Source organism: Serratia sp. GW822-FHT06D09, from assembly GCF_058799515.1.
In genome coordinates, this window is record NZ_JBXALO010000013.1 from 90,419 (window position 1) to 115,082 (window position 24,664).

The 24,664-nt window shown below is 57.1% G+C and carries 20 protein-coding genes; 8 read left to right on the plus strand and 12 right to left on the minus strand.

The genetic code is table 11. From position 1 onward, the window contains the following. Positions 1–87: 87 nt before the first annotated feature. From hslU to priA, 5 genes are all read right to left on the minus strand, one after another. Complete coding sequence (hslU, locus tag AC1RKG_RS22710) at positions 88–1,422, minus strand: ATP-dependent protease ATPase subunit HslU (protein ID WP_020837542.1); 1,335 nt, start codon at positions 1,420–1,422, stop codon at positions 88–90. Positions 1,423–1,434: 12 nt separating this feature from the next. Continuing rightward, complete coding sequence (gene hslV / locus AC1RKG_RS22715; protein ID WP_012147466.1) at positions 1,435–1,965, minus strand: ATP-dependent protease subunit HslV; 531 nt, start codon at positions 1,963–1,965, stop codon at positions 1,435–1,437. 102 nt (positions 1,966–2,067) lie between these two features. Next, positions 2,068–3,009, minus strand: coding sequence for a cell division protein FtsN (ftsN, locus tag AC1RKG_RS22720; RefSeq protein ID WP_020837536.1), 942 nt, complete (start codon positions 3,007–3,009; stop codon positions 2,068–2,070). Positions 3,010–3,074: 65 nt separating this feature from the next. After that, positions 3,075–4,103 carry a DNA-binding transcriptional regulator CytR gene (gene cytR, locus AC1RKG_RS22725; RefSeq protein WP_020837535.1) on the minus strand — a complete coding sequence of 343 codons (1,029 nt, stop codon included), beginning with the start codon at positions 4,101–4,103 and terminating at the stop codon, positions 3,075–3,077. A 288-nt stretch (positions 4,104–4,391) separates the two neighbouring features. Beyond that, the gene (gene priA / locus AC1RKG_RS22730; RefSeq protein WP_020837534.1) at positions 4,392–6,587 is read right to left on the minus strand and encodes a primosomal protein N'; all 2,196 of its coding nucleotides are present in this window, start codon (positions 6,585–6,587) and stop codon (positions 4,392–4,394) included. A gap of 199 nt (positions 6,588–6,786) precedes the next feature. Here priA and rpmE point away from each other — a divergent pair, with 199 nt between their 5' ends. Beyond that, positions 6,787–7,002, plus strand: a complete 216-nt coding sequence (gene rpmE / locus AC1RKG_RS22735; RefSeq protein ID WP_012147462.1) for a 50S ribosomal protein L31 — start codon at positions 6,787–6,789, stop codon at positions 7,000–7,002. 77 nt (positions 7,003–7,079) lie between these two features. On the opposite strand, the gene metJ is transcribed toward rpmE, so the two are convergent. Then, positions 7,080–7,397: a met regulon transcriptional regulator MetJ gene (gene metJ, locus AC1RKG_RS22740; RefSeq protein WP_012147461.1), complete on the minus strand. Its 318-nt coding sequence runs from the start codon at positions 7,395–7,397 to the stop codon at positions 7,080–7,082. A 317-nt stretch (positions 7,398–7,714) separates the two neighbouring features. Here metJ and metB point away from each other — a divergent pair, with 317 nt between their 5' ends. The 3 genes from metB (at position 7,715) to metF (ending at position 12,433) form a co-directional block, all read left to right on the plus strand. Continuing rightward, positions 7,715–8,875, plus strand: coding sequence for a cystathionine gamma-synthase (gene metB / locus AC1RKG_RS22745; RefSeq protein ID WP_020837533.1), 1,161 nt, complete (start codon positions 7,715–7,717; stop codon positions 8,873–8,875). 2 nt (positions 8,876–8,877) lie between these two features. Next, the gene (locus AC1RKG_RS22750; RefSeq protein WP_493183750.1) at positions 8,878–11,313 is read left to right on the plus strand and encodes a bifunctional aspartate kinase/homoserine dehydrogenase II; all 2,436 of its coding nucleotides are present in this window, start codon (positions 8,878–8,880) and stop codon (positions 11,311–11,313) included. Between the two features lie 226 nt (positions 11,314–11,539). Continuing rightward, positions 11,540–12,433 (plus strand): methylenetetrahydrofolate reductase, encoded by an 894-nt coding sequence (gene metF / locus AC1RKG_RS22755; RefSeq protein ID WP_020837531.1) that lies wholly within the window; start codon positions 11,540–11,542, stop codon positions 12,431–12,433. Between the two features lie 177 nt (positions 12,434–12,610). Here the strand turns inward: metF and ppc are convergent, their stop codons facing one another. After that, on the minus strand, positions 12,611–15,247 hold the full coding sequence (gene ppc, locus AC1RKG_RS22760) for a phosphoenolpyruvate carboxylase (RefSeq protein WP_046374890.1): 2,637 nt from the start codon (positions 15,245–15,247) through the stop codon (positions 12,611–12,613). 387 nt (positions 15,248–15,634) lie between these two features. Further along, on the minus strand, positions 15,635–16,780 hold the full coding sequence (gene argE, locus AC1RKG_RS22765) for an acetylornithine deacetylase (protein ID WP_164171170.1): 1,146 nt from the start codon (positions 16,778–16,780) through the stop codon (positions 15,635–15,637). A 216-nt stretch (positions 16,781–16,996) separates the two neighbouring features. On the opposite strand from argE, the gene argC reads away from it, so the two are divergent. The 4 genes from argC to argH all read left to right on the plus strand — a co-directional run bounded on the left by argC (position 16,997) and on the right by argH (position 21,502). Next, entirely contained in the window at positions 16,997–18,001 is a 1,005-nt protein-coding gene (gene argC / locus AC1RKG_RS22770) for an N-acetyl-gamma-glutamyl-phosphate reductase (RefSeq protein WP_046374891.1), read from the plus strand. 29 nt (positions 18,002–18,030) lie between these two features. Next, entirely contained in the window at positions 18,031–18,804 is a 774-nt protein-coding gene (gene argB, locus AC1RKG_RS22775; protein WP_020837527.1) for an acetylglutamate kinase, read from the plus strand. 25 nt (positions 18,805–18,829) lie between these two features. Further along, positions 18,830–20,050, plus strand: coding sequence for an argininosuccinate synthase (locus AC1RKG_RS22780; protein ID WP_020837526.1), 1,221 nt, complete (start codon positions 18,830–18,832; stop codon positions 20,048–20,050). Positions 20,051–20,128: 78 nt separating this feature from the next. After that, the gene (gene argH, locus AC1RKG_RS22785; protein WP_020837524.1) at positions 20,129–21,502 is read left to right on the plus strand and encodes an argininosuccinate lyase; all 1,374 of its coding nucleotides are present in this window, start codon (positions 20,129–20,131) and stop codon (positions 21,500–21,502) included. 36 nt (positions 21,503–21,538) lie between these two features. On the opposite strand, the gene AC1RKG_RS22790 is transcribed toward argH, so the two are convergent. From AC1RKG_RS22790 to AC1RKG_RS22805, 4 genes are all read right to left on the minus strand, one after another. After that, the gene (locus AC1RKG_RS22790) at positions 21,539–21,865 is read right to left on the minus strand and encodes a type II toxin-antitoxin system HicB family antitoxin (protein WP_128865477.1); all 327 of its coding nucleotides are present in this window, start codon (positions 21,863–21,865) and stop codon (positions 21,539–21,541) included. Then, a complete protein-coding gene (locus AC1RKG_RS22795; protein ID WP_122080447.1) occupies positions 21,852–22,112 on the minus strand; it encodes a toxin HicA in 261 nt (86 codons plus the stop codon). The genes AC1RKG_RS22790 and AC1RKG_RS22795 overlap by 14 nt, the downstream gene beginning before the upstream one ends. Before the next feature lie 166 nt (positions 22,113–22,278). Further along, positions 22,279–23,727 carry a dihydrolipoyl dehydrogenase gene (locus AC1RKG_RS22800; protein WP_115060810.1) on the minus strand — a complete coding sequence of 483 codons (1,449 nt, stop codon included), beginning with the start codon at positions 23,725–23,727 and terminating at the stop codon, positions 22,279–22,281. A gap of 77 nt (positions 23,728–23,804) precedes the next feature. After that, positions 23,805–24,536: a glutathione peroxidase gene (locus AC1RKG_RS22805; RefSeq protein WP_044554933.1), complete on the minus strand. Its 732-nt coding sequence runs from the start codon at positions 24,534–24,536 to the stop codon at positions 23,805–23,807. Positions 24,537–24,664 lie beyond the last annotated feature (128 nt).

Sequence of the window (24,664 nt, forward strand, 5' to 3'; positions counted from 1 at the left end):
CGCTTCAGAGTTAGTGGCTGTGTCCGTTAGAAATAATTGTGGGAGGCAATGCCTCCCACAGATGACTGACTGGACATGATTGAGCGATTATAGGATAAAACGACTCAAATCTTCATCCGCTACCAGTTCATCCAGATGATTACGTACGTAATCCGCATCAATTGTAATGGATTGACCATTAATTTCACTCGCATCATAGGAAATATCTTCCATCAGACGCTCAAGCACGGTGTGCAAACGACGCGCGCCGATGTTTTCGGTGCTTTCGTTAACCTGCCATGCGGCTTCTGCGATGCGGCGGATGCCATCGGCGGTGAAGTCGATATTGACGCCTTCGGTACCCATTAGCGCTTTGTACTGCTCGGTCAGCGACGCGCTTGGCTCGGTCAGGATGCGCTCGAAATCTTCGGTGGTCAGCGCCTGCAATTCAACGCGGATCGGCAGGCGGCCCTGCAGTTCCGGGATCAAATCTGACGGGCTGGCGGTCTGGAATGCGCCGGAGGCGATAAACAGAATGTGATCGGTTTTCACCATGCCGTGCTTGGTGGAGACGGTACAGCCTTCCACCAGTGGCAGCAGATCGCGCTGAACGCCTTCACGTGACACGTCCGGGCCGGAGCTCTGGCCACCGCGCTTACAGATTTTGTCGATCTCGTCGATAAACACGATGCCGTGCTGTTCAACCGCTTCAATCGCCTGTTCTTTCAGCTCTTCCGGGTTCACCAGTTTGGCCGCTTCTTCTTCCACCAGCAGTTTGAAGGCTTCTTTAATCTTCAGCTTGCGTGGTTTCTGCTTTTGGCCGCCGAGGTTCTGGAACATCGACTGCAGCTGGTTGGTCATCTCTTCCATGCCCGGAGGAGCCATGATCTCCACGCCCATCGGCGCGGCAGCCAGATCGATCTCGATTTCTTTATCGTCCAACTGGCCTTCACGCAGTTTCTTGCGGAATGCCTGACGTGCAGCAGAAGGCTCTTGATGCTCTTCCGCCTGGCCCCAGTTGTTCTTGGCCGGCGGGATCAGCACATCGAGGATACGCTCTTCGGCCAGCTCTTCGGCACGGGTGCGGTTCTTGTCGATTGACTGCAGGCGCACCATTTTGATCGCGGCATCGGTCAGATCGCGGATGATGGAATCCACTTCTTTACCGACGTAGCCCACTTCGGTGAACTTGGTGGCTTCAACCTTGATGAACGGCGCGTTGGCCAGCTTCGCCAGACGGCGGGCGATTTCGGTTTTACCGACGCCGGTCGGGCCGATCATCAGAATGTTCTTTGGTGTGACTTCATGGCGCAGCATCTCGTTGAGCTGCATCCGGCGCCAGCGGTTACGCAGGGCGATGGCAACGGCACGTTTGGCTTTGTTCTGGCCAATGATGTAGCTGTCCAGTTCGCTGACGATCTCGCGCGGGGTCATTTCAGACATAGTATTCGATCCTTACGCTTTGGAAGGCAATTCTTCAATGGTGTGGAAATGGTTGGTGTAAATACAGATGTCGCCGGCGATGTTGAGGGATTTATCAACAATTTCGCGGGCGCTCAGTTCGGTATTTTCCAACATCGCACGAGCGGCTGCCTGGGCGTACGGACCGCCGGAGCCAATCGCAATCAAATCGTTTTCAGGCTGGATCACGTCACCGTTACCGGTGATGATCAGCGATGAGTTTTCATCCGCGACGGCCAGCAGCGCTTCGAGCTTGCGCAGCATGCGGTCGGTACGCCAGTCTTTCGCCAATTCAACGGCTGCTTTCACCAGGTGACCCTGGTGCATTTCCAGCTTGCGCTCGAACAGCTCAAATAGCGTGAAGGCATCCGCGGTGCCACCGGCAAAACCGGCAATCACTTTATCGTTATACAGGCGACGTACTTTCTTGACGTTGCCCTTCATTACCGTATTGCCCAAGGTGGCCTGGCCATCGCCACCGATCACTACCTGGCCGTTGCGGCGTACGCTTACAATTGTTGTCACGAGCAGACCCTCGTTGAAGACGGAAAGAAGCCCTCGTAGCATCTGCTTGCGCAGACACTACGAGGCATATTGAGAGTATAGATGGGGGGGGATTGACGCTTTTCAACCCCCAACGGAGAGGGGAATGCAACTTGACATGCCTACGCCCTTCAGGCGCGACAGGGTTTTGTCCGCAGCAGCCCGGCTGCTGTATGGGCCAAGAACCACGCGATTCCAGCCTCCGCCGGCGGTGATACGGCTTTCGATGCCTTCAAACGCCAGGCGCGCACGTACGGATTCTGCCTGATCGGTGGCGCGGAACGAGCCGCACTGTACCATCCACTTCTGCTTCGATTCTGGCTTGGTTTCCGTTTCCTGCTTGGCCGTTTCCTGTTTCACTTCCGGTTTCGGCTGCGGTTTTGGCTCAGGATGCTTAACCTGCGCAGGCGGCGGTGTGACCGGCTGCGGTTTGGGTTGCGGCTTAGGCTGTTGCTGCACCGGCTGTGTCGTCGCACCGTTGTTAAATGGATTACGCGGCTGAGTCACCTGCGGCTGCTGTTGGACCTGTTGCTGCTGGATTGGCTGCTGTTGCATCTGCTGTTGCTGCTGGCGGTTGTTACGCGCAGCGGCTTGTGAAGGGTCGTTATACGGCACTTCATTGAGCTGCGTCGGGCGCTGTTGCATATCCGCCTGCATTTGATCCAGCAGTTGGCGCTGCTCGGCGGTCAGCTGAGTCTTGGAGTTGGCTTCGCCGCCGGCCGTCGGTTCGGTCGGGGTTTGTACGCCAATCTGGCGATTCTCCAGCTCTTTGATATAACGCCAACGTTCTTCCGGCTTCGGCGGTAGGCCATTGCCCGGACGATTGGTGTGCGCAGGCAGCAGCGGCACGTCATCCGGCTTGTTGTGCGTAATGAAATAGAGGCCACCGACAAATATCACCAGAAGTGCGACGGCCAGCGCCAACACGGTTTTGGAGACCTTCGGAGAACTGCGTTTTTTACGGCTGGGGGTTTTTCGCTTAGCTCCTGCTGCGCGCCCACGGCTTACATAGTCTTTTTGTGCCACTATTATTCCGCTGTGTCCTGATGAGGGGATAAGTCCGTCATGTTACTGAACCCTAAAATGTTTGACTAGCGTTTAGGGGCAGCCGTGCTGCCTCTGATAATCAATTCACTGTCCAAAAGCCGGGAGCCGCTGGCCACGTTCTGTCCGTGCAACTGCTCCAACAGCAACAGCATTGCCTGCTGGCCAATCTGGTAGCGCGGTTGAGCCACCGTGGTTAACGGCGGATCGCAATACTGCGCCAGTTTAATGTCGTCAAAGCCGACGATGGAGAGGTCCTGCGGTACCCGCAGCCCCATTTTTTTCGCCTGCGACAGCACGCCAATCGCCATTACGTCGCTATGGCAGAAGACTGCCGTCGGTGGTTTTGGTTGCGCCATCAGCGCCGCGAGCGCCTGCGCGCCAGCTTCGTAGGTGAAATCACCTCGGGTAATATAGCTGCTTTCGACGCTAATGCCATTACGACGTAGCGCCTGAATGTAACCTTGCAGCCGATAATGGCTCAACGGCATCTGTTCAGGCCCGGCGACACAGGCGATTTGCTTGTGTCCGAGCTGATGTAAATAATGCACGGCCTCGAAGGCGGCGGTCAGGTTATCGATGTGTACCGTCGGCAGTTCCAGCTCCGGGGCAAACTCGTTGGCCATCACCATCGGCGGCAGATTGCGTTGTTCTTCCTTGCTGGCGTCGAACGGCAGGTTGGAGCCGAGCAGCAGCATGCCATCGATTTGCTTGGTGATAATCAAATTGACGAAAGTGCGTTCCTGTTGGTTTTGCTGCGCGCAGTCGCCAATCAGCACCAGATAACCCTGTTGTGCCGCGGTTTGCTCGATCCCCTGGATCACATCGGCGAAAAAGGGATCGCAAATGTCGGGGACGATCACCAGGATGGTGCGGGATTCGTTGCGTTTGATATTACGGGAGAGGGCATGAGGAGAATAGCCTACGGCCAGCACGGCCTGTTCCACTTTCTGACGCGTCGGCGTTGACACCTTTTCCGGATTCATCAACGCACGCGACACGGTTGCCGTTGAAACGCCCGCCATTTCGGCAACGTCTTTCATGGTTGCCATGGATAATTCTTTCTTGTGTTCCAACGCCTTTCTCCTTGCGTTAGCCCCATGCCAACGCGACTACTTCAGTTTGCTCACAAATTCTGGCGTGCGGTGGAGTTGTTATGATTTAGCGCCATCCGCGCTTAAACATTCGGTCACGGTAGTGCAGCGGTGACAAAATTGCCTTCACAGACATTCTAAACAGAATATGTCCTGCCTTTGTTACCTAATTTGCATAAAAAGTGTGACCTGAGGAGGTTTTTTAGCGTTCGCTCGCAATTTCAAGGGTAAACGTTTGCCTGGCAGGAACTGAATCAGACTTTTCTGGGTTCAGCTGTCTATCGGGTCGATGTCCAGCGTCCATTTCACCTTGCGTGCCTGCGGCAGGGTACCGACTAACGGCAGGGTGCTCTTCATCAGCCGTTGTAACACCTGCCGTGAAGGGTGCTGCAACAGCAACTGCCAACGAAAACGGCCGCCGCGTTTTGACTGCAGCGCGGGAACCGGCCCCATCACCCACAGTGAATCGTCCTTCAGCGGGCTGGCTTCCAGCAGATTGCGCAATTGCTGCAGGAATTGCGGAGCCTGTTGGTTGTCGTGATCTTCCGAACGGACAATGATGTGGCTGGTATAGGGTGGCAGGAATACGCTGTTGCGCTCTGCCAGCGTCTGTTTGGCAAAGGCGTCGTAGCCCTGTTGCAACAGAATTTGCAGCAGCGGATGTTCCGGATGGTGGGTTTGCAGCAACACTTCGCCGGCTTTACCTGCCCGGCCGGCACGACCGGAAACCTGGGTATACAACTGGGCAAAACGCTCGGCGGAACGGAAGTCGGCCGAGAACAGCGCACCGTCAACGTCCAGCAAGGCCACCAGCGTGACATCCGGGAAATGGTGCCCTTTTGCCAGCATCTGGGTACCGATCAAAATACGCGCACCGCCGCGGTGAATATCCGCCAGGTGCTGTTCCAGCGAGCCCTTGCGGCTGGTGGTGTCGCGATCGATGCGGGTGATGGGCGTTTCCGGGAACAGCGGCGCCAGTTCGTTTTCCAACTGTTCGGTGCCGACGCCCACCGACACCAGGTGCGTCGAACCGCACTGCGGACACTGGTGCGGTACCGGGCGCTGGCTGTCGCAGTGGTGGCAGCGCAGTTGACGTTGGTTTTGGTGGAAGGTGTAATAATGATCGCAGCGCTGGCATTCGGCAATCCAGCCGCATTCGTGACACAGCAACGCCGGGGCGTAGCCACGACGGTTAAGGAACAGCATCACCTGGTTACCGGCCTTCAAATGGTGCTGCATGCTTTTCAGCAACGGCTGCGACAACCCCACCTTCAGCGGCAGGCCTTTCAGATCGATCAGGTGCTGAGCCGCCGGTTTGGCGTTGCCCGCACGCTGGGTGAGTTTCAACTGGCGATATTTGCCCAATTGCACGTTATGCAACGTTTCCAGCGCCGGCGTCGCGGAGCCCATCACCATCGGGATGTTTTCCTCGCGGGCGCGAAACACCGCCAGATCGCGTGCGTGGTAGCGCCAGCCTTCCTGCTGTTTATAAGAGCTGTCGTGCTCTTCGTCGATGATGATCACGCCCAGGCGTGCAAACGGGGTAAACAGCGCCGAGCGGGTGCCGATGACAATCGCCGCTTCGCCGCTGCGGGCGCGCAACCACACCGACAGCCGTTCGCTGTCGTTAAGACCGGAGTGCAGCACCTCTACCGGCGCATTGAAGCGTTCGCGAAAGCGGGCGATGGTTTGCGGCGTCAGGCCGATTTCCGGCACCAGCACCAGCGCCTGTTTGCCGGCAGCCAGAATGTTTTCCAGCACGCTGAGATAGACCTCGGTTTTGCCGGAGCCGGTGACCCCGGCCAGCAGCCAGGCGGCGAACTGAGTATCTTCGCTGCGGATGGCACCCACGGCGGTTGCCTGCTCGGTGTTCAATCGTAACCGTTCGCCCAGCACTTCAAAGCCGGGCCGCCAGTCTTGCGTTGCTACCGTCTGGGCCCGTAAATCGACCAGCCCCTTGGTGCGCAAGGCCTGCAAAGCGCTCTCGGTTAACGCCAGTTCATTGACCTGGTGGCGATAAACCGGGCGTTGCAGCAATGCCGCCAGCGCCTGCTGTTGTTTGGGGGCGCGCTTCAGGCTTTCCGGCGGCGTGGCGCGGCCCTGTTCGGTCGCGAACCATTGCCACAGCGGGGCCGTTTCCGCCGCTTTCCCCTGACGCAGCAGGATGGGCAGCGCGTGGAACAGCACTTCGCCGATCGGGTAATGGTAATAGTCGCTGGCCCAGCGAAGAATGCGCCACAGGCTGGAGGAAAATAAGGAGGCGTCGTCGATCACGCTGTCGATCGGTTTGAGCTTATCCAGCGGCAATTCGCTGGTTTCGCTGCAGCCGGTGACGATACCGATCGCCCGCTGCTTGCCCCAGGGAACGCCTACGCGCGCGCCGACCGCAGGCTGCAGGCCTTGCGGCAGCAGATAGTCGAAGGTGCGGGCGAGGGGTACCGGCAAAGCAACGTGAACAACAGGCATTGAGGTCATCCAGAGTAAAAAAACAGTCCATCAGTTTACACGGCGCATCGGCAAATGTACGGTTCCGATTGCGTGGTACTTTTAATTCTGTATAATTTGCCGCCTTTGGTATAATTCGATACCAAATTTTATTATCAACCACGTGTGGTGTCTGGCGAAACAGGGCTGGATAGCGACACGGCCTTAACTGAGGTTTCCCATGAAACAAGGTATCCACCCAAAATACGAAGAAGTTACTGCTAACTGCTCTTGCGGTAACGTGATCAAAATCCGCTCTACCGTGGGTCACGATCTGAACCTGGACGTTTGTGGCGAATGCCACCCGTTCTACACTGGCAAGCAGCGTGACGTTGCTACCGGTGGCCGCGTTGACCGCTTCAACAAGCGTTTCAGCGTGCCAGGCGCTAAGAAATAAGATTTCTTATCGTCAGATGAAAAAGGCGCCTTCGGCGCCTTTTTTCGTTTCTACCGTCTGCTTTCGCAGACCGGCGCTTAGTATTCCCAGGTATCGGGATCCACACCCAATTCACGCATCAACAGCTTCGCGGCTTCCGGGATTTCATCGCTGCGTTCTTTGCGCAGGTCTTCGTCGTTCGGCAGCGGCTGGCCGGTAAAGGCGTGCAGAAACGCTTCACACAGCAATTCGCTGTTGGTGGCGTGGCGCAGGTTATTGACCTGGCGACGGGTCCGTTCATCGGTGAGGATTTTCAGGACCTTCAGCGGAATGGATACCGTGATCTTTTTGACTTGCTCGCTTTTTTTACCGTGTTCAGCGTAAGGGCTGACATACTCGCCGTTCCACTCAGCCATGGGACACCTTAAATTTGTCAGAAAAATTACAAAATTCTAAAAACCGGCCAATTATGCCCGATCTTCACTGTTCTCACTAAATAAATGTCAATTATACGCGACCAGGGTCACTGAATGCGGACGATCAATAGGTGTCGCCTATGCATTCCGGGTTAACATCGTATCGTCATATCAAACCGGCATAATTTTAGCGGGTATTAGGGCATTGCTCAATCTATACGCAAAGAAGTTTAGATGTCCAGATGTATTGACGTCTATCCTCGCTGCGATTAATCTTTAGGCCTCATTCATCCGAATCCCGAGAGCCGAGCGACCCTATGACGCGTAAACCTGCCACGATTGCCGTACGTAGCGGCCTGAACGATGACGAACAGTACGGCTGCGTTGTTCCGCCGATCCACCTTTCCAGCACCTATAATTTTACCGACTTCAATCAGCCTCGCGCTCATGACTACTCGCGCCGCGGTAACCCGACGCGTGACGTGGTCCAGCGTGCGCTGGCGGAACTGGAAGGCGGTGCCGGTGCGGTGATGACCAGCAGCGGAATGTCGGCGATCCATCTGGTGACCACCGTATTGCTGCAGCCCGGCGATCTGCTGGTGGCGCCGCATGATTGCTACGGCGGCAGCTACCGGTTGTTCGATAGCCTCAGCAAGCGTGGCGCTTACCGCGTGCTGTTTGTCGATCAGGGGAATGAAGAGGCGCTGCAGCAGGCGTTGGCGCAAAAGCCCAAGCTGGTGCTGATTGAAAGTCCAAGTAACCCGCTGCTGCGGGTGGTGGATATTGCGGCGATATGCGATGCGGCACACGCAGTGGGGGCCTTGACGGTGGTGGACAACACCTTCCTCAGCCCGGCGCTGCAGCAACCCATCGGGCTGGGTGCCGATCTGGTGGTGCATTCCTGCACCAAATATCTTAACGGCCATTCCGACGTGGTCGCCGGCGCGGTGATCGCCAAAGATAAAGATCTGGCGGTGGAGCTGGCGTGGTGGGCCAATAATATCGGCGTGACCGGCGGCGCGTTCGACAGCTATTTGTTGCTGCGCGGCATGCGTACCCTGTCGCCGCGTATCAAGGCGGCGCAACAAAACGCCGAAGCTATTGTCAGTTATTTACAGCAGCAACCCTTGGTGAAAAAGCTGTATCATCCTTCTCTGCCACAGAACCCTGGGCACGAGATTGCACGTCGTCAGCAACGCGGTTTTGGCGCGATGCTCAGCTTTGAACTGGACGGTGATGAAGCGCTATTGCGCCGTTTTCTGTCTGCCCTTGAGCTGTTTACTCTGGCAGAATCGTTGGGCGGCGTAGAAAGCCTGATCTCGCATGCAGCGACCATGACCCATGCAGGTATGGCGGCAGAAGCCCGTGCGGCGGCCGGTATTTCCGAGAGCCTGCTGCGTATCTCCGTGGGTATTGAAGACAGTGAAGATTTGATTGCCGATCTGGAACGTGCCTTCCAGGCGGCGGCAACGAGGTAAGCATGAATGCAATTGCGGTAGCAGGGCCGGTGAGCGGGCGTCAACTGCACAAGTTTGGCGGCAGCAGCCTGGCGGACGTGAAGTGTTATCTGCGGGTGGCCGGGATCATGGCCGAATACAGCCAGCCAGGCGACATGATGGTGGTGTCGGCTGCCGGCAGCACCACCAACCAACTGATTAGCTGGTTGAAGCTTAGTCAGAGCGATCGCCTTTCTGCGCATCAGGTTCAGCAGACGCTGCGTCGTTATCACAGCGATTTGATTAGCGGTCTGTTACCGCCGGAAACCGCTGAACCCATGATCGCCGAGTTTATTCAGGATCTGGAGCGTCTGGCCGTGTTGCTGGACGAAAAGCTCGACGACGTCATCTATGCCGAGGTGGTTGGTCACGGCGAGATCTGGTCGGCGCGCCTGATGGCGGCGGTACTGAACAAACTGGATATGCAGGCGGCCTGGTTGGACGCGCGCGATTTCCTGCGGGCGGAACGTGCTGCCCAGCCGCAGGTTGATGAAGGCCGTTCTTATCCTCTGCTGCAACAATTGCTGGCACAGCATCCGGGCAAACGCCTGGTGGTGACCGGTTTTATTTCACGCAATGACGCCGGTGAAACCGTGCTGTTAGGGCGTAACGGCAGTGACTACTCCGCCACGCAGGTCGGTGCGTTGGCCGGTGCGGAGCGCGTGACCATCTGGAGCGACGTGGCTGGGGTCTACAGCGCCGATCCCCGCAAGGTGAAAGACGCCTGCCTGCTGCCGCTGCTGCGCCTGGACGAAGCCAGTGAACTGGCGCGTTTGGCGGCTCCGGTGCTGCACACCCGTACTTTGCAGCCGGTATCCGGCAGCGATATCGATCTTCAACTGCGTTGCAGTTATCAGCCGGAACAGGGTTCAACGCGTATCGAACGCGTGCTGGCCTCGGGCACCGGTGCGAAGATCGTCACCAGCCATGACGACGTGTGTTTGATTGAGCTGCAGGTTGCCAGTCAGCATGATTTTAAACTGGCGCAGCAAGAGTTGGATTTGGTGCTTAAGCGCGCGCAGATCAAACCGTTGGCGGTAGGGGTTCATCCGGACCGCAGTCTGGTTCAGCTGTGCTACACCTCCGAAGTGGTGAACAGCGTCCTGCACACGCTGCAAAACGCGGGGCTGCCGGGTGAGCTGCAACTGCGCGAAGGCTTGGCGCTGGTGGCGCTGGTAGGTGCCGGCGTTTGTAAAAACCCGCTGCACAGCCATCGCTTCTATCAGCAACTGAAAGACCAGCCGGTAGAGTTTATCTGGCAGGCTGAAGACGGCATCAGCATGGTGGCGGTGCTGCGTCAGGGGCCAACCGCGCTGCTGATCCAGGGCCTGCATCAGACCCTGTTCCGCGCTGAAAAACGTATTGGTCTGGTGCTGTTCGGCAAAGGCAATATCGGCGCACGCTGGCTGGAGCTGTTTGCCCGCGAGCAGAAAAACATCTCCGCCCGCAGCGGCTTCGAATTCAGCCTGGCAGGTGTGGTGGACAGTCGCCGCAGCCTGCTCAATTACGACGGGCTGGACGCCAGCCGCGTATTGGCCTTCTTCGAGGACGAAGCGCAGGAACTGGACGAGGAGTCGTTGTTCTTGTGGATGCGCGCGCACCCGTTTGACGATCTGGTGGTGCTGGACGTGACCGCCAGTGAAAATCTGGCCGAGCAGTATCTGGACTTCGCCAGCTACGGTTTCCATGTGATCAGCGCCAACAAACTGGCGGGAGCGTCGTGCAGCGCCAACTATCGCCAAATTCGCGATGCCTTTGCCAAGACCGGCCGCCACTGGCTGTATAACGCTACCGTCGGTGCCGGTCTGCCGGTCAACCATACGGTACGCGATCTGCGCGACAGTGGTGACAGCATTCTGGCCATTAGCGGCATCTTCTCCGGTACGCTGTCCTGGCTGTTCCTGCAGTTCGACGGCACGGTGCCGTTCACCGACCTGGTGGATCAGGCCTGGCAACAGGGGCTGACAGAACCGGATCCCCGCGTCGATCTCTCCGGTCAGGATGTGATGCGCAAGCTGGTGATCCTGGCGCGCGAAGCGGGCTACGACATTGAGCCGAATCAGGTGCGGGTGGAGTCGCTGGTGCCTGCGGGCGCAGAGCTTGGCTCCGTGGATCAGTTCTTTGAAAATGGTGATGCGTTGAACCAACAGATGTTGCAGCGCTTTGAGGCCGCCAGTGAAATGGGGCTGGTGTTGCGCCATGTTGCGCGTTTCGATGCCAACGGCAAGGCGCGGGTCGGTGTTGAAGCGGTCCGCCCTGAACATCCGCTGGCGTCGTTGCTGCCTTGCGATAACGTATTCGCTATCGAAAGCCGCTGGTATCGTGACAATCCGCTGGTGATCCGTGGACCCGGGGCCGGGCGCGACGTCACTGCCGGCGCGATCCAGTCAGACCTTAACCGTTTGGCGCAGCTGCTTTAATTTTCTTGTGGGCGCGCATTCGTCGCGCCCCTCGTTTTTCCTGCCATAATTCTCTGTGTTGCGAACATGAAATTCCTTCTCTTAACGGGTGAGGATTAATCATCGTATTCCCCTCACTTTCCTGTTGACTCTTTAGCCAACATACGGCATTTTCTATCTAGACGTCTAAACGTATAGACGCTTATCAAAACAAGCAGAACAGCGATCGATAAGAGGCGGGCAGGGTATGAGTTTTTTCCACGCAAACCAGCGGGAAGCGCTGAATCAGAGTCTGGCGGAGTTAAACGGCCAGATTAACGTATCATTTGAATTCTTCCCGCCGCGCACCAGCGAGATGGAAGACACCCTGTGGCAATCCATTGACCGCCTGAGCAGCCTGAAGCCAAAATTTGTTTCCGTGACCTATGGCGCTAACTCCGGCGAGCGCGATCGCACCCACAGCATCATCAAAGGGATCAAGGATCGCACCGGTCTGGATGCGGCCCCACACCTGACCTGCATCGATGCCAGTCCGGCTCAGCTGCGTGAGATTGCGACCGATTACTGGAACAGCGGCATCCGTCATATTGTGGCACTGCGTGGCGACCTGCCACCGGGCAGCGGCAAGCCGGATATGTACGCGACCGATTTGGTGGCCTTGCTGAAGGAGGTCGGCGATTTCGATATCTCGGTTGCCGCTTACCCTGAAGTGCATCCGGAAGCGAAAAGCCCGCAGGCGGACCTGATTAACCTGAAACGTAAAATCGATGCCGGCGCCAACCGGGCGATTACCCAGTTCTTTTTCGATGTGGAAAGCTACCTGCGCTTCCGCGATCGTTGCGTCGCTACCGGCATTGATGTGGAAATCGTCCCGGGCATTCTGCCGGTATCCAACTTCAAGCAGCTGCAGCGTTTTGCCACCATGACCAACGTACGCGTACCGAGCTGGATGACCAGCATGTTTGAAGGGCTGGATGACGACGCGGAAACCCGCAAAATGGTCGGCGCCAATATCGCGATGGATATGGTGAAGATCCTCAGCCGCGAAGGGGTAAAGGATTTCCACTTCTATACGCTCAACCGTGCCGAGATGAGCTACGCCATTTGCCATACGCTGGGTGTGCGTCCGGTCGCGGCCTGATTCACTCTATTCATCATCATCGGGAAGGGCGCTGGGTCAATACAGCGCCCTTTTTGTTGGGCGCAATTTCCTCCAATACCGCTACCGCTGCTGGGCAACCCGTCGAGATGCAGCATCCGTCAGCGGGGGATAAAAAAAAGGCCCCTGCAAGCAGGAGCCGTGCTTTTGGCGCTTAACCTAGCCGGTATTGCGCATCCCGGCGGCAACGCCGGCAATGGTGACCATCAGCGCCTGCTCAACGCGGGCGTCCGGGTGCTCCTGCTGGCGCGAACGGTGCAGCAGCTCAGCCTGCAGGACGTTCAACGGGTCGGTGTACACGTTACGCAGCGCAATGGATTCGGCGATCCACGGCAGGTCTTCCATCAGGTGCGCGTCATTGGCGATGGTCAGCACCACCTTGATGTCGCTTTCCAACTGATCGCGCAGCTGCTGGCCCAGTGGCCACAGCGATTTGTCCACCAGGCGTTGGTCGTAATATTCCGCCAGCCACAGGTCGGCCTTGGCGAACACCATTTCCAGCATCGCAATACGGGTGGAGAAGAACGGCCAGTCGCGGCACATGGCTTCCAGCTGATCCTGCTTGCCGGCTTTTACCGCTTCCTGCAAACCGGCACCGGCGCCCAGCCAGGCCGGTAACATCAGACGGTTCTGCGTCCAGGCGAAGATCCACGGAATGGCGCGCAGGCTCTCTACGCCGCCGTTTGGCTTGCGCTTGGCAGGGCGGGAGCCCAGCGGCAGTTTGCCCAGCTCCAGTTCCGGCGTGGCGGCGCGGAAATAAGGCACAAAATCCGGGTTTTCGCGCACGTAGCCACGGTACATTTTGCATGAGGTGTCTGACAGCTCATCCATCAGCGTACGCCACTCTTTTTTCGGCTCTGGCGGCGGCAGCAGGTTGGCTTCCAGGATGGCACCGGCATACAGCGCCAGGCTGCTGATGGTGACTTCCGGCAAACCGAATTTGAAGCGGATCATCTCGCCTTGCTCGGTCACGCGCAGGCCGCCTTTCAGGCTGCCCGGCGGTTGCGACAGCAGTGCCGCATGCGCAGGTGCGCCGCCGCGGCCAATCGAACCGCCACGGCCGTGGAACAGAGTCAGCGCTACGCCAGCCTTTTCGCAGGTTTTGATCAGTGCGTCTTGAGCGCGGTATTGCGCCCAGGAGGCGGCCATCACCCCGGCGTCTTTCGCCGAGTCGGAATAGCCGATCATCACCATCTGTTTGCCCTGGATAAAGCCGCGATACCAGTCAATATTCAGCAACTGGGTCATCACGTCGTCGGCGTTATTCAGGTCGTCGAGAGTTTCGAACAGCGGCGCGACCGGCAGCGGGAACGGACAACCGGCTTCTTTCAGCAGCAGGTGAACCGCCAGCACGTCCGAAGGCGTGCGCGCCATGGAGATCACGTAGGCGGCAATCGAGCCTTCTGGCGCCTCGGCGATCACCCGGCAGGTTTCCAGCACTTCCTGGGTGTCGGCGCTCGGTTCCCACTTCAACGGCACCAGCGGGCGTTTGGAATTCAGTTCACGGATCAGGAACGCCTGCTTGTCGGCTTCTGACCAGCTTTCGTAGTCGCCAAGGCCCAGGTAGCGGGTCAGTTCGGCGATGGCTTCGGTGTGGCGCGTGCTTTCCTGGCGAACGTCGATGCGTACCAGCGGCACACCAAAGCAGCGCACGCGACGCAGGGTATCCAGTAATTGGCCGTTGGCGATGATGCTCATACCGCAGGCCTGCAGCGACTGGTAACAGGCGAACAGCGGTTCCCACAGCTGTTCGTTATTCACCAGCAGATCGTGCGGCTTCAGCACGCGCTCGCCTTTCAGGCGGCCTTCCAGATAAGCCTGAGAGCTCATCAACTGGCTGCGTAGCTGCTTCATGATTTCGCGGTACGGCTCTTGAACCTCGTCACCACCGGCCCGTGCGCGCAGTTCCGGAGTACATTCGGTCATCGACAGTTCGGACACCAGCACCTGAATATCGCGGGTGAACAGATCGCAGGCTTTCCAGCGGCTCAGCAGCAGCACGTGGCGGGTGATCTCGGCCGTGACGTTCGGGTTGCCGTCGCGGTCACCGCCCATCCAGGACGTGAAACGCACCGGCACCGCTTCCGCCGGCAGGCTGTAATCAATGGAGTTTTCCAGCTGTTCGTTGAATTCGCGCAGGAAGGCAGGCACCCCTTCCCACAGGCTGTTTTCCACCACCGCAAAGCCCCACTTGGCTTCGTCAACCGGGGACGGACGGTGTTTGCGGATCTCGTCGGTATGCCACGATTGAGCCACCAACTGACGCAGGCGGCGCATGATCTTGTTGCGCTCGTAGTCGGCCAGATCGTTATGGTCGAGCTGGCTGAGGCAGGTGTTCACCTCTACCAGTTTGTGGATCAGGGTGCGGCGGGTGATTTCCGTCGGGTGCGCAGTCAGCACCAGCTCGATAGAAAGTTGAGACACCGCATTCTGCAGCTCTTTGGTGCTGAGCTTTTTGTCTTTCAGCCGGGTGAACAACTGGGCCAGCGCTTCCGGGTTGCTGGCGGCTTCACCGTTGGGTGAAATGCTGTGGTACTGCTCGGCGGTATTGGTCAGATTGAGAAACTGACTGAAGGCGCGTGCGACCGGCAGCAACTCGTCGTTGGACAGGTTTTGCAAGGTGGAAAGCAGCTCCTGACGGTGCGCTTCATTGCCTGCACGTGAAGATTTGGAAAGCTTACGGATAGTTTCAACGCGATCGAGAATATGCTCGCCCAGCGCTTCTTTGATGGTATCGCCGAGCAATTTGCCGAGCATACTGACATTACTTCGCATTGCCGAATATTGTTCGTTCATATAACCCCTGACCCAGTTCTGTATTTACCCTTCATCTTTCAAGCCACAGCGGTGTTGGCTGCGCGCTCTCACCCCGTTCACTTGGTTGATCCAAGCTCCCGGGGATTCAAGCGTTCGCTGCCTAGCTGCAACTTGAAATCTATTGGGTAGATGATTTTTATCTTGTAAGTAAGTTTCACATGTCAGGCGAAGAGCGCCTGTTTCATCTCGCCACGTTCCTGTCCAATCGTCAATTGACACTATTTTTAGCAAAAAAACATCAAAATCGGCGCATTTTCTGAAATTTAATTACGGCACGCCGGTTATCAGTCTGGCTTATTTCATTGGTTTAATACGTATTTTGAGGTAGGGGAAATGATAAATCATAACCCCTACTTTGTATCAGGTTTATTGACGGCAGAAATGATCGACCAGTTGGCCCAGCAGTTTGCGCGTGGGTTCGATAAAGCCGGTATCGATGTATTCATCCGGCTGATGCGCCTGGTCGATAGAGCCGGGGCCCAGCACCAGGGTCGGACAGACCTGCTGGACGAACGGCGCCTCGGTGCAATAGTTGACCACCTGTGTACGGGTGCCCAGCAGTTTCTCAATCACCGCCACCATCTGATGATCGGTCGGACACTCGTAGCCCGGTACCGAGGCATGCAGTTCTTCAATGCTCAGGCGGCCCGGCCAGCGTTGGCTGATGGGTTCCAGCGTTTGGTGCATCAGTTCGTTGATATTGTCGAGCGTCATGCCCGGCAGCGGACGGATATCCAGATGCAGTTCACAGCAGGCGCAGATGCGGTTAGCGGCATCGCCGCCGCTGATATGGCCGAAGTTCATGGTGGGATAAGGCACGGCGAATGCCGGGTTGTTGTAGCGCTCCTGCAGCGTTTTACGCAGCTCCATCAAACGGCCGATGGTGTCATGCATCAGATCGATGGCGTTCACGCCGCGCGCCGGGTCGCTCGAATGGCCAGATTGGCCGACAATGCGAATGGCGTTGGCCATATGGCCTTTGTGCGCACGCACCGGCTGCAATGAGGTCGGTTCGCCGATAATCGCGAAGTCAGGGCGGATGCTGGTCGAGGCGGCGAAGTAACGTGCGCCGGCCATCGTCGTTTCTTCATCTGCGGTGGCCAAAATGTACAGCGGCTTGGTCAGCTGGCTGGCATCGATGTCACGCACCGCATCCAAAATAAAGGCAAAGAAGCCCTTCATGTCGGCGGTACCCAGTCCATACAGCTTATTGTCGTGCTCGGTCAGGGTGAAAGGATCGCGTGTCCAACGGCCTTCATCATAAGGCACGGTATCGGTGTGGCCCGCCAGCAGCAGGCCGCCACTGCCTTCGCCAATGCTTGCCAGCAGGTTGAATTTGTTGCGGCTGTCCGGCACCGGCTGCACGTCGACGCGGAAACCCAAATCGGCAAACCAGCCGGCCAGCAAGTTGATTAACGCTTCATTACTCTGATCGAGGGCACCATCGGTGGCGCTGATCGACGGAGTGGCGATCAACGCCCGGTACAGCTCAATAAATGGAGGTAATTTCATCTTCACTGTTGACAGCCTTTGGTTAGGTTGGTATCAATATTCATGCAGTTATTGTGAATAAAAATACAGTAAGCTGGAGCGTAAGGGAACCCGATTCCCGGATGATTATAAAAACATCAACGCTCGACCTCGTGGGTGAACGGCGAAACAACGCTGGTGAGCCTGGAAACCTGAGTCGAAAACGACCAAACGCAAGTCAAGAAGGTGAAAGGCCCCATGTTGAATACGCTGATTGTCGGTGCCAGCGGTTATGCCGGAGCGGAGCTCACGGCGTACCTTAATCGTCACCCACACATGAACATAACCGCTTTAGCGGTTTCAGCGCAAAGTGCAGATGCAGGAAAATTGCTTTCCGATTTGCACCCTCAGTTAAAAGGCATCGTTGATCTGCCGTTGCAACCACTGGTTGACGTTGCGAAAGCGGCTGAAGGTATCGACGTGGTGTTTTTGGCCACGGCGCATGAGGTCAGCCACGATATCGCGCCGGCGTTCCTGGCCGCCGGTTGCGTGGTGTTCGATCTTTCCGGTGCATTCCGCGTAAAAGATACCGCTTTCTACAGCCAGTACTACGGTTTTGAACATCAGCATGCCGAGCTGCTGGAGCAGGCGGTATATGGCCTGGCGGAGTGGCAGAGCGACGAAATCAAACGGGCGCAGCTGATAGCCGTGCCAGGCTGTTACCCAACGGCAGCGCAGCTGGCACTGAAACCGCTGATCGACCAAGGTTTGCTGAACCTCGACCAGTGGCCGGTCATCAACGCCACCAGCGGCGTTAGCGGCGCGGGCCGCAAGGCCAGCGTTACCACCAGCTTCTGTGAAGTGAGCCTGCAGCCGTACGGAATTTTCAACCACCGCCATCATCCGGAAATCGTCGCGCACCTGGGAGTGCCGGTCATCTTTACGCCACATTTGGGTAACTTCCCGCGTGGTATTCTCGAAACCATCACCTGTCGCCTTAAAGCCGGCGTGACCGCGCAGGACGTGGCCGCCGTTTATCACGCTGCCTATGACGACAAACCGCTGGTGCGGCTGTACGACAAAGGCGTGCCAGCGCTGAAGTCAGTGGTTGGGTTGCCGTTTTGCGATATCGGCTTTGCCGTGCAGGGCGAACACCTGATTGCCGTGGCGGTGGAAGACAACCTGTTGAAAGGCGCAGCCGCTCAGGCGGTGCAATGCCTGAATATCCGTTTTGGGTTCCCGGAAACCCAGTCATTACTTTAATAAATCACCAGCGTGGGATGTAAACAGCGATGAACCCGTTAATTATCAAGTTAGGTGGCGTGTTATTAGACAGTGAAGAAGCGCTGGAGCGTTTGTTTACCGCGCTGGACAGCTACCGCCAGCAGCATCAGCGCCCACTGGTTATCGTCCATGGCGGCGGTTGCGTGGTGGACGAACTGATGAAGCAGCTTTCCCTGCCGGTGGTGAAGAAAAATGGGCTGCGGGTCACCCCGGCCGATCAGATCGACATTATCACCGGCGCACTGGCCGGTACGGCCAACAAAACCTTGCTGGCATGGGCGATCAAACACCAGATTAATGCCGTAGGCCTGAGCCTGGCGGACGGCGGCAGCGTCACCGTCACCCCGCTCGATCCGGCGCTTGGCCACGTAGGCAACGCGCAGCCGGGGTCGCCGGCGTTGCTCAATACCCTACTGGGTGCCGGCTACCTGCCGGTGATCAGCTCTATCGGTATTACCGCCGATGGGAAGTTAATGAATGTAAACGCCGATCAGGCGGCGACCGCGTTGGCCGCCACGCTGGGTGCGGATTTGATCCTGCTGTCGGATGTCAGTGGCATCCTCGACGGAAAAGGGCAGCGCATCGCAGAAATGACGGCGCAAAAAGCGGAACAACTGATTGCCCAGGGCATCATCACTGATGGTATGGTGGTGAAGGTGAATGCGGCGCTCGATGCGGCCCGCACCCTCGGTCGCCCGGTAGATATCGCCAGTTGGCGCCATGCCGATCAGCTTCCTGCACTGTTTAACGGCGTGTCGATTGGCACCCGGATCCTCGCTTAAATTTAGAATTAAAAAGGAAAAGACCATGCAAAACCAAGGCATCAAAAAAATCGTTCTGGCGTACTCTGGCGGCCTGGATACTTCGGCCATCATTCCCTGGCTGAAAGAAAACTACGGCGGCTGCGAAGTGGTGGCGTTCGTGGCAGATATCGGCCAGGAGCGCAGCGATCTGGAAGGCGTGGAGCAAAAAGCCCTGCAATCCGGTGCCTCTGAGTGTCACGTTGTTGATCTGCGTGAAGAATTCATCAGTGATTATGTTTACCCCGTGCTGCAAACCGGTGCCCTGTATGAAGGCAGCTACCTGCTGGGGACCTCAATGGCCCGTCCGATCATCGCCAAGGCGCAGGTTGAGCTGGCGCTGAAGGTCGGTGCTGACGCGCTGTGCCACGGCGCAACCGGTAAAGGTAACGACCAGGTGCGTTTCGAAACCACCTATACCGCACTGGCGCCGCACCTGAAAGTGGTAGCCCCTTGGCGCGAGTGGAACCTGCGTTCCCGTGAAGCGCTGCTGGACTACCTGAAAGAGCGCAACATCCCGACCACGGCGTCGCTGGAAAAAATCTACAGCCGTGACGAAAACGCCTGGCATATCTCTACCGAAGGCGGCGTGCTGGAAAGCCCGTGGAATGCACCGAATAAAGACTGCTGGGTCTGGACCGTCGATCCGCAGGAAGCTCCGGATCAGCCAGAGCAGGTGACTGTCACCGTCGAGAAAGGTCGGGTAGTGGCGGTAAACGGCGAAGCGTTGAGCCCGTACAAATGCCTGGAAACCCTGAACGTGCTGGGCGCCAAACATGGTGTGGGCCGTATCGATATCGTGGAAAACCGTTTGGTGGGTATCAAATCCCGCGGTTGCTACGAAACCCCGGGCGGCACCATCATGGTGGCGGCACTGCGTGGCGTTGAGCAGTTGGTTCTGGATCGCGATAGCTTCAAATGGCGTGAGCAGCTGGGCCTGGAAATGGCTTACGTAGTGTACGATGGCCGTTGGTTCGCGCCGCTGCGTCGTTCACTGCAAGCATCTGCTGAGGCACTGGCCGAAGAAGTGAACGGCGAAGTGGTGCTGCAGCTGTACAAAGGCCAGGTAACGGCCATTCAGAAGAAATCTGCCAATAGCCTGTACTCTGAAGAGTTCGCCACCTTTGGCGAAGACGAAGTTTACGATCACAGCCATGCCGGTGGCTTTATCCGCCTGTTCTCGCTCTCTTCACGCATCCGTGCGCTGAACGAGAAAAAGAACAAGTAACTTTATTGATTATTCGGCGTGACTTGATAAGGGCGCAGCGTGCTGCGCCCTTATTCGCATAAAATTCAGGAGTAAGGTATGGCACTTTGGGGCGGACGGTTCAGTCAGGCGGCAGATCAGCGGTTCAAGCAGTTAAATGATTCTTTGCGCTTCGATTATCGCCTGGCGGAACAGGACATCGTAGGGTCAGTGGCCTGGTCGAAAGCGCTGGTGACCGTCAACGTATTGACGGCGACCGAGCAGCAACAGCTGGAACAGGCGTTGAGCGTGCTGTTGGAAGAGGTACAGGCCGATCCGCAGGCGATTGTCAGCAGCGATGCGGAAGATATTCACAGCTGGGTGGAGCAAAAGCTGATCGACAAGGTCGGCGATCTCGGTAAAAAGCTGCACACCGGCCGTAGCCGTAACGATCAGGTCGCGACCGATCTGAAATTGTGGTGCAAACACCAAATTGGTGAACTGCATCAGGCCATCGTGCAACTGCAACAGGCGCTGGTGGAAACCGCCGAAGCCAACCAGGATGCGGTGATGCCGGGTTATACCCACCTGCAGCGTGCGCAGCCGGTGACCTTCGCGCACTGGTGTCTGGCCTATGTTGAAATGCTGGCGCGTGATGAAAGCCGCCTGCAGGATACGCTGAAACGCCTGGACGTCAGCCCGCTGGGCAGTGGCGCACTGGCCGGTACTGCGTACCCGATCGACCGTGAGCAATTGGCCGGTTGGCTGGGCTTTGCGTCGGCAACCCGTAATAGCCTGGACAGCGTTTCGGATCGTGACCACGTGCTGGAACTGTTGTCTAACGCCTCCATCAGCATGGTGCACCTGTCGCGCTTTGCCGAAGACCTGATCTTCTTCAACAGCGGCGAAGCGGCCTTTGTCGATCTGTCCGACCGCGTGACTTCCGGCTCCTCGCTGATGCCGCAGAAGAAAAACCCGGATGCGCTGGAGCTGATCCGCGGTAAATGCGGGCGTGTACAGGGTGCATTGACGGGCATGATGATGACGCTGAAAGGCCTGCCGCTGGCGTACAACAAAGATATGCAGGAAGACAAGGAAGGGTTGTTCGACGCGTTGGATACCTGGATGGACTGTCTGCAGATGGCGGCGCTGGTGCTGGATGGCATCCAGGTGAAACGTCCGCGTTGTAAGGAAGCGGCAGAGCAGGGCTACGCCAACTCGACCGAACTGGCGGATTATCTGGTCGCCAAAGGCGTGCCATTCCGTGAGGCGCACCATATCGTCGGTGAGGCGGTCGTAGAGGCGATTCGCCAGGGTAAGGCGTTGGAAGCCCTGCCGTTGGCTGATTTGCAGAAATTCAGCGCGGTGATTGGCGACGACGTATACCCAATTCTGGCACTTCAATCATGCCTGGATAAACGTTCGGCAAAGGGCGGTGTTTCTCCTCAGCAGGTCGCCAGTGCGATCGCCGCAGCGAAACAGCGTTTGGCTTGAGTGGCGTAAGGGCAGCCCGGTGCTGCCCTTTATCGATTATCCCGCCAGCCGTGCGCAAAGATAGCGGTTCAGGCTGACACCTTCCTCTATAGCGTTGATCGCCAGACGTCGATGTTGTTCCGGTGTCATACGCAATACCAGTTTGCCGCTGAAAACTCTCTCGGCTAGCGCCTGTGGCGGTGTTTCACCCTGTGCCAACAGGTCATTGATCATCTCACTAACCAGTTTTTCAATACCTTCAAGCGCTGCGGTACGCGTTGCGGCCAGCCACGACAGGGAAGGAAATTCTGTGCAGAGGCCGACATATTCGTTGTCCTCTTCCGACCAGGTGATGCGATAAGTGTAATGCTCATGCTTTTCCATGTTCATCCTCCATTTTGACCAATGCGGCAATGACCTGTTTAACCTGATATACCTTTGCCGTGCCTCCATTTCCGCGTTGTATATTAATCCGGGGATCGCCTTGCCAGGGCATGCGGTAAACGTGATGACTGCCGCCGTTCAAACGCGGTGGGCCGAACCAGCGCGTACAAATTGTTACCAACTCAGTGAATCTGATGCTGTTCTGCCGTTGTTGCAGATCTTCAATGGCACTCCTGATTCCTTTCATGCATGCATCTTATTTTAGTATCATTATTGATATCATTTCAATGTGGCGACATAAAAATGACCTGACATGCGCTGAGCGGCAAGCAGCAAGCGACAAGAGTGGAATTCGAAGCGCAAAAAAAAACCGGGCACGAAGGCCCGGTGGGGATAGATAGCAGGGGGAAGAACTACTCGCCCGGACAGCGTTGGCAGCGTTCCGCCTCGGCTTCGCCCAGTTTCAGTTTTGACTGCAAGTCACGCAGTGCGGTACGCAGGCCTTCTTCGATCACCGGGTGATAGAACGGCATGTCCAGCATCTGGTTGATGGTCATTTTCTGCTGATGTGCCCAGGCTAACAGGTGAGCAATGTGCTCGACGTCCGGCCCCATCATTTCTGCGCCGAGGAAACGCCCGGTACCTTGTTCGCCGTAGACGTGCAGGATGCCTTTATTACGCAGCATCACCCGTGAACGGCCCTGATTTTCGAATGACACTTCACCGATTTCGAAACAGCCGCAGGCGCTGAATTTTTCATTCAGCTCGCGGAAGGTGGAACCGACCATGGCAATTTGCGGATCGGAAAATACCACCGAGATCGCACTGCGGCGCAGGCCCGGGGTCACTTCCGGGAAGCTCCCTGCGTTGGTTCCGGCAATGCGCGCCTGATCGCTGGCTTCGTGCAATAACGGCAGCTGGTTACTGGCGTCACCGGCGATAAAGATATGCGGCACGTTGGTTTGCATCGTCAGACGATCGGCCTGAGGCACGCCCCTGGCATCGAGCACCAGACGGGTGTTCTCAAGACCCAGATTATCGACGTTCGGTCGACGACCGGTGGCAGCCAGGACGTAATCCACCATGATCTCCTGCGGTAAGCCGTTCAGACCCTGATAGCGGATAAAGACCTTGTCGCCTTCGCGCTGCATCATGTCCACTTTCACATCGGCATCAAGATAGAACTCTTCGCCCAACGCTTTGGCGGCATAGTTGCGTACCGTACTGTCGGTTAGCGGCCCAACGGCACCACCAACGCCAAATACTTTGGTTTCGACGCCGAGGCGATGCAGCGCCTGACCCAACTCCAGGCCAATTACGCCGGGCCCGAACACGGCCACCGAGTCTGGCAAATCAGTCCAGTTGAACACGTCATCATTGACAATCAAGCGGTCGCCCAGCGCATTCCATGCTGCCGGCCAGCTTGGGCGGGACCCGGTGGCGATAACGATGCGTTGCGCCACAATGCGGGTGTGATCGTCCACCTGCAAAGTATTGTCGTCGATGAAACGGGCGTAACCCTGAATTTTGTCGGTGGCCGGGATTTCGTCGACACCTTCCAGCACGAAGCCGACGAAACGGTCGCGCTCGCGTTTAACACGGTCCATGACTTCACGGCCGTTAATGGTAGTTTTTCCGGCGGGATACACGCCAAAACCCGGTGCCCGCTCGATTTGATGCACCGCCTCGGCGGCGGCAATCAGCAATTTTGATGGCATGCAGCCAACGCGGGCACAGGTGGTGCCATAAGCTCCGCCTTCGATCATCACCACGCTTGGGGTGGCAAGCTTGGCGGCGCGATAGGCGCCCAGACCGGCGGTGCCGCCGCCGATGACCGCGACGTCAACATTCAACTGTTTCATATCCGCTCCTGAAAGCTAAAAAAAGGGCGGGCCGAAGCCCGCCAAAAGTTCACGTTGGCTTTGTTATTACTTATAAATCAGGCTGACAGGAAGGTTTCCAGGTCATCGCTACCGCCGATATGACGGCCGCCGATGAAGACCTGAGGTACGGTTGCGCGGCCGGTGACGGCGCGCAGGCTAACGGTGGTGGCGTCCTGACCCAGTACGATCTCTTCATACTGGATGCCACGCTCCTGCAGCATTTGTTTGGCTTTGGCGCAGAATGGGCAGCCCGGTTTGGTGAACAGGGAAACCGACTCCTGCACTTTGAATTCCGGCGCCAGGTATTTCAGCATGGTGTCGGCGTCAGACACTTCAAACGGGTCGCCCGGCTTGTTAGGTTCGACGAACATTTTTTCCACCACGCCGTTGCGTACCAGCATGGAATAACGCCATGAGCGCGGGCCAAAGCCCAGATCCGCTTTCTCGACCAGCATGTCCATGCCTTTGGTGAACTCGCCGTTGCCGTCTGGAATGAAGGTGATGTTCTCTGCGTGCTGATCGGCCTTCCAGGCGTTCATAACGAAGGTGTCGTTCACTGAAACGCACAGAATGCTGTCAACGCCGTGCTGTTTGAATACGCTGGACAGTTCGTTGTAGCGCGGCAGATGGCTGGAAGAACAGGTTGGGGTAAACGCGCCCGGCAGTGAAAACACGATGACGGTTTTGTCTTTGAACAGGTCGTCGGTGGTGACGTCAATCCATTGGTCGCCCTGACGGGTGTGGAAGGTAACCTGAGGGACTTTTTTGCCTTCTTGACTGGTAAACATGAATTAACCCCTTAATTAGGAAAAATAATTTTTAGCTGTTAGCGCGGTATCGCTTCGTTGGGTGACATTATTGACGTCGGGGCTTGATAGATCTAATCGCTCATTGCTATCTTATCTATCGCCATGAG

Excerpts from the sequence above, each read along its gene's own strand:
- hslU (WP_020837542.1), bottom strand. The coding sequence starts at position 1,422 with ATGTCTGAAATGACCCCGCGCGAGATCGTCAGCGAACTGGACAGCTAC.
- priA (WP_020837534.1), bottom strand. The coding sequence starts at position 6,587 with ATGCCTGTTGTTCACGTTGCTTTGCCGGTACCCCTCGCCCGCACCTTC.
- rpmE (WP_012147462.1), top strand. The coding sequence starts at position 6,787 with ATGAAACAAGGTATCCACCCAAAATACGAAGAAGTTACTGCTAACTGC.
- metJ (WP_012147461.1), bottom strand. The coding sequence starts at position 7,397 with ATGGCTGAGTGGAACGGCGAGTATGTCAGCCCTTACGCTGAACACGGT.
- metB (WP_020837533.1), top strand. The coding sequence starts at position 7,715 with ATGACGCGTAAACCTGCCACGATTGCCGTACGTAGCGGCCTGAACGAT.
- AC1RKG_RS22750 (WP_493183750.1), top strand. The coding sequence starts at position 8,878 with ATGAATGCAATTGCGGTAGCAGGGCCGGTGAGCGGGCGTCAACTGCAC.
- metF (WP_020837531.1), top strand. The coding sequence starts at position 11,540 with ATGAGTTTTTTCCACGCAAACCAGCGGGAAGCGCTGAATCAGAGTCTG.
- ppc (WP_046374890.1), bottom strand. The coding sequence starts at position 15,247 with ATGAACGAACAATATTCGGCAATGCGAAGTAATGTCAGTATGCTCGGC.
- argE (WP_164171170.1), bottom strand. The coding sequence starts at position 16,780 with ATGAAATTACCTCCATTTATTGAGCTGTACCGGGCGTTGATCGCCACT.
- argC (WP_046374891.1), top strand. The coding sequence starts at position 16,997 with ATGTTGAATACGCTGATTGTCGGTGCCAGCGGTTATGCCGGAGCGGAG.
- argB (WP_020837527.1), top strand. The coding sequence starts at position 18,031 with ATGAACCCGTTAATTATCAAGTTAGGTGGCGTGTTATTAGACAGTGAA.
- AC1RKG_RS22780 (WP_020837526.1), top strand. The coding sequence starts at position 18,830 with ATGCAAAACCAAGGCATCAAAAAAATCGTTCTGGCGTACTCTGGCGGC.
- argH (WP_020837524.1), top strand. The coding sequence starts at position 20,129 with ATGGCACTTTGGGGCGGACGGTTCAGTCAGGCGGCAGATCAGCGGTTC.
- AC1RKG_RS22790 (WP_128865477.1), bottom strand. The coding sequence starts at position 21,865 with ATGGAAAAGCATGAGCATTACACTTATCGCATCACCTGGTCGGAAGAG.
- AC1RKG_RS22795 (WP_122080447.1), bottom strand. The coding sequence starts at position 22,112 with ATGAAAGGAATCAGGAGTGCCATTGAAGATCTGCAACAACGGCAGAAC.
- AC1RKG_RS22800 (WP_115060810.1), bottom strand. The coding sequence starts at position 23,727 with ATGAAACAGTTGAATGTTGACGTCGCGGTCATCGGCGGCGGCACCGCC.
- AC1RKG_RS22805 (WP_044554933.1), bottom strand. The coding sequence starts at position 24,536 with ATGTTTACCAGTCAAGAAGGCAAAAAAGTCCCTCAGGTTACCTTCCAC.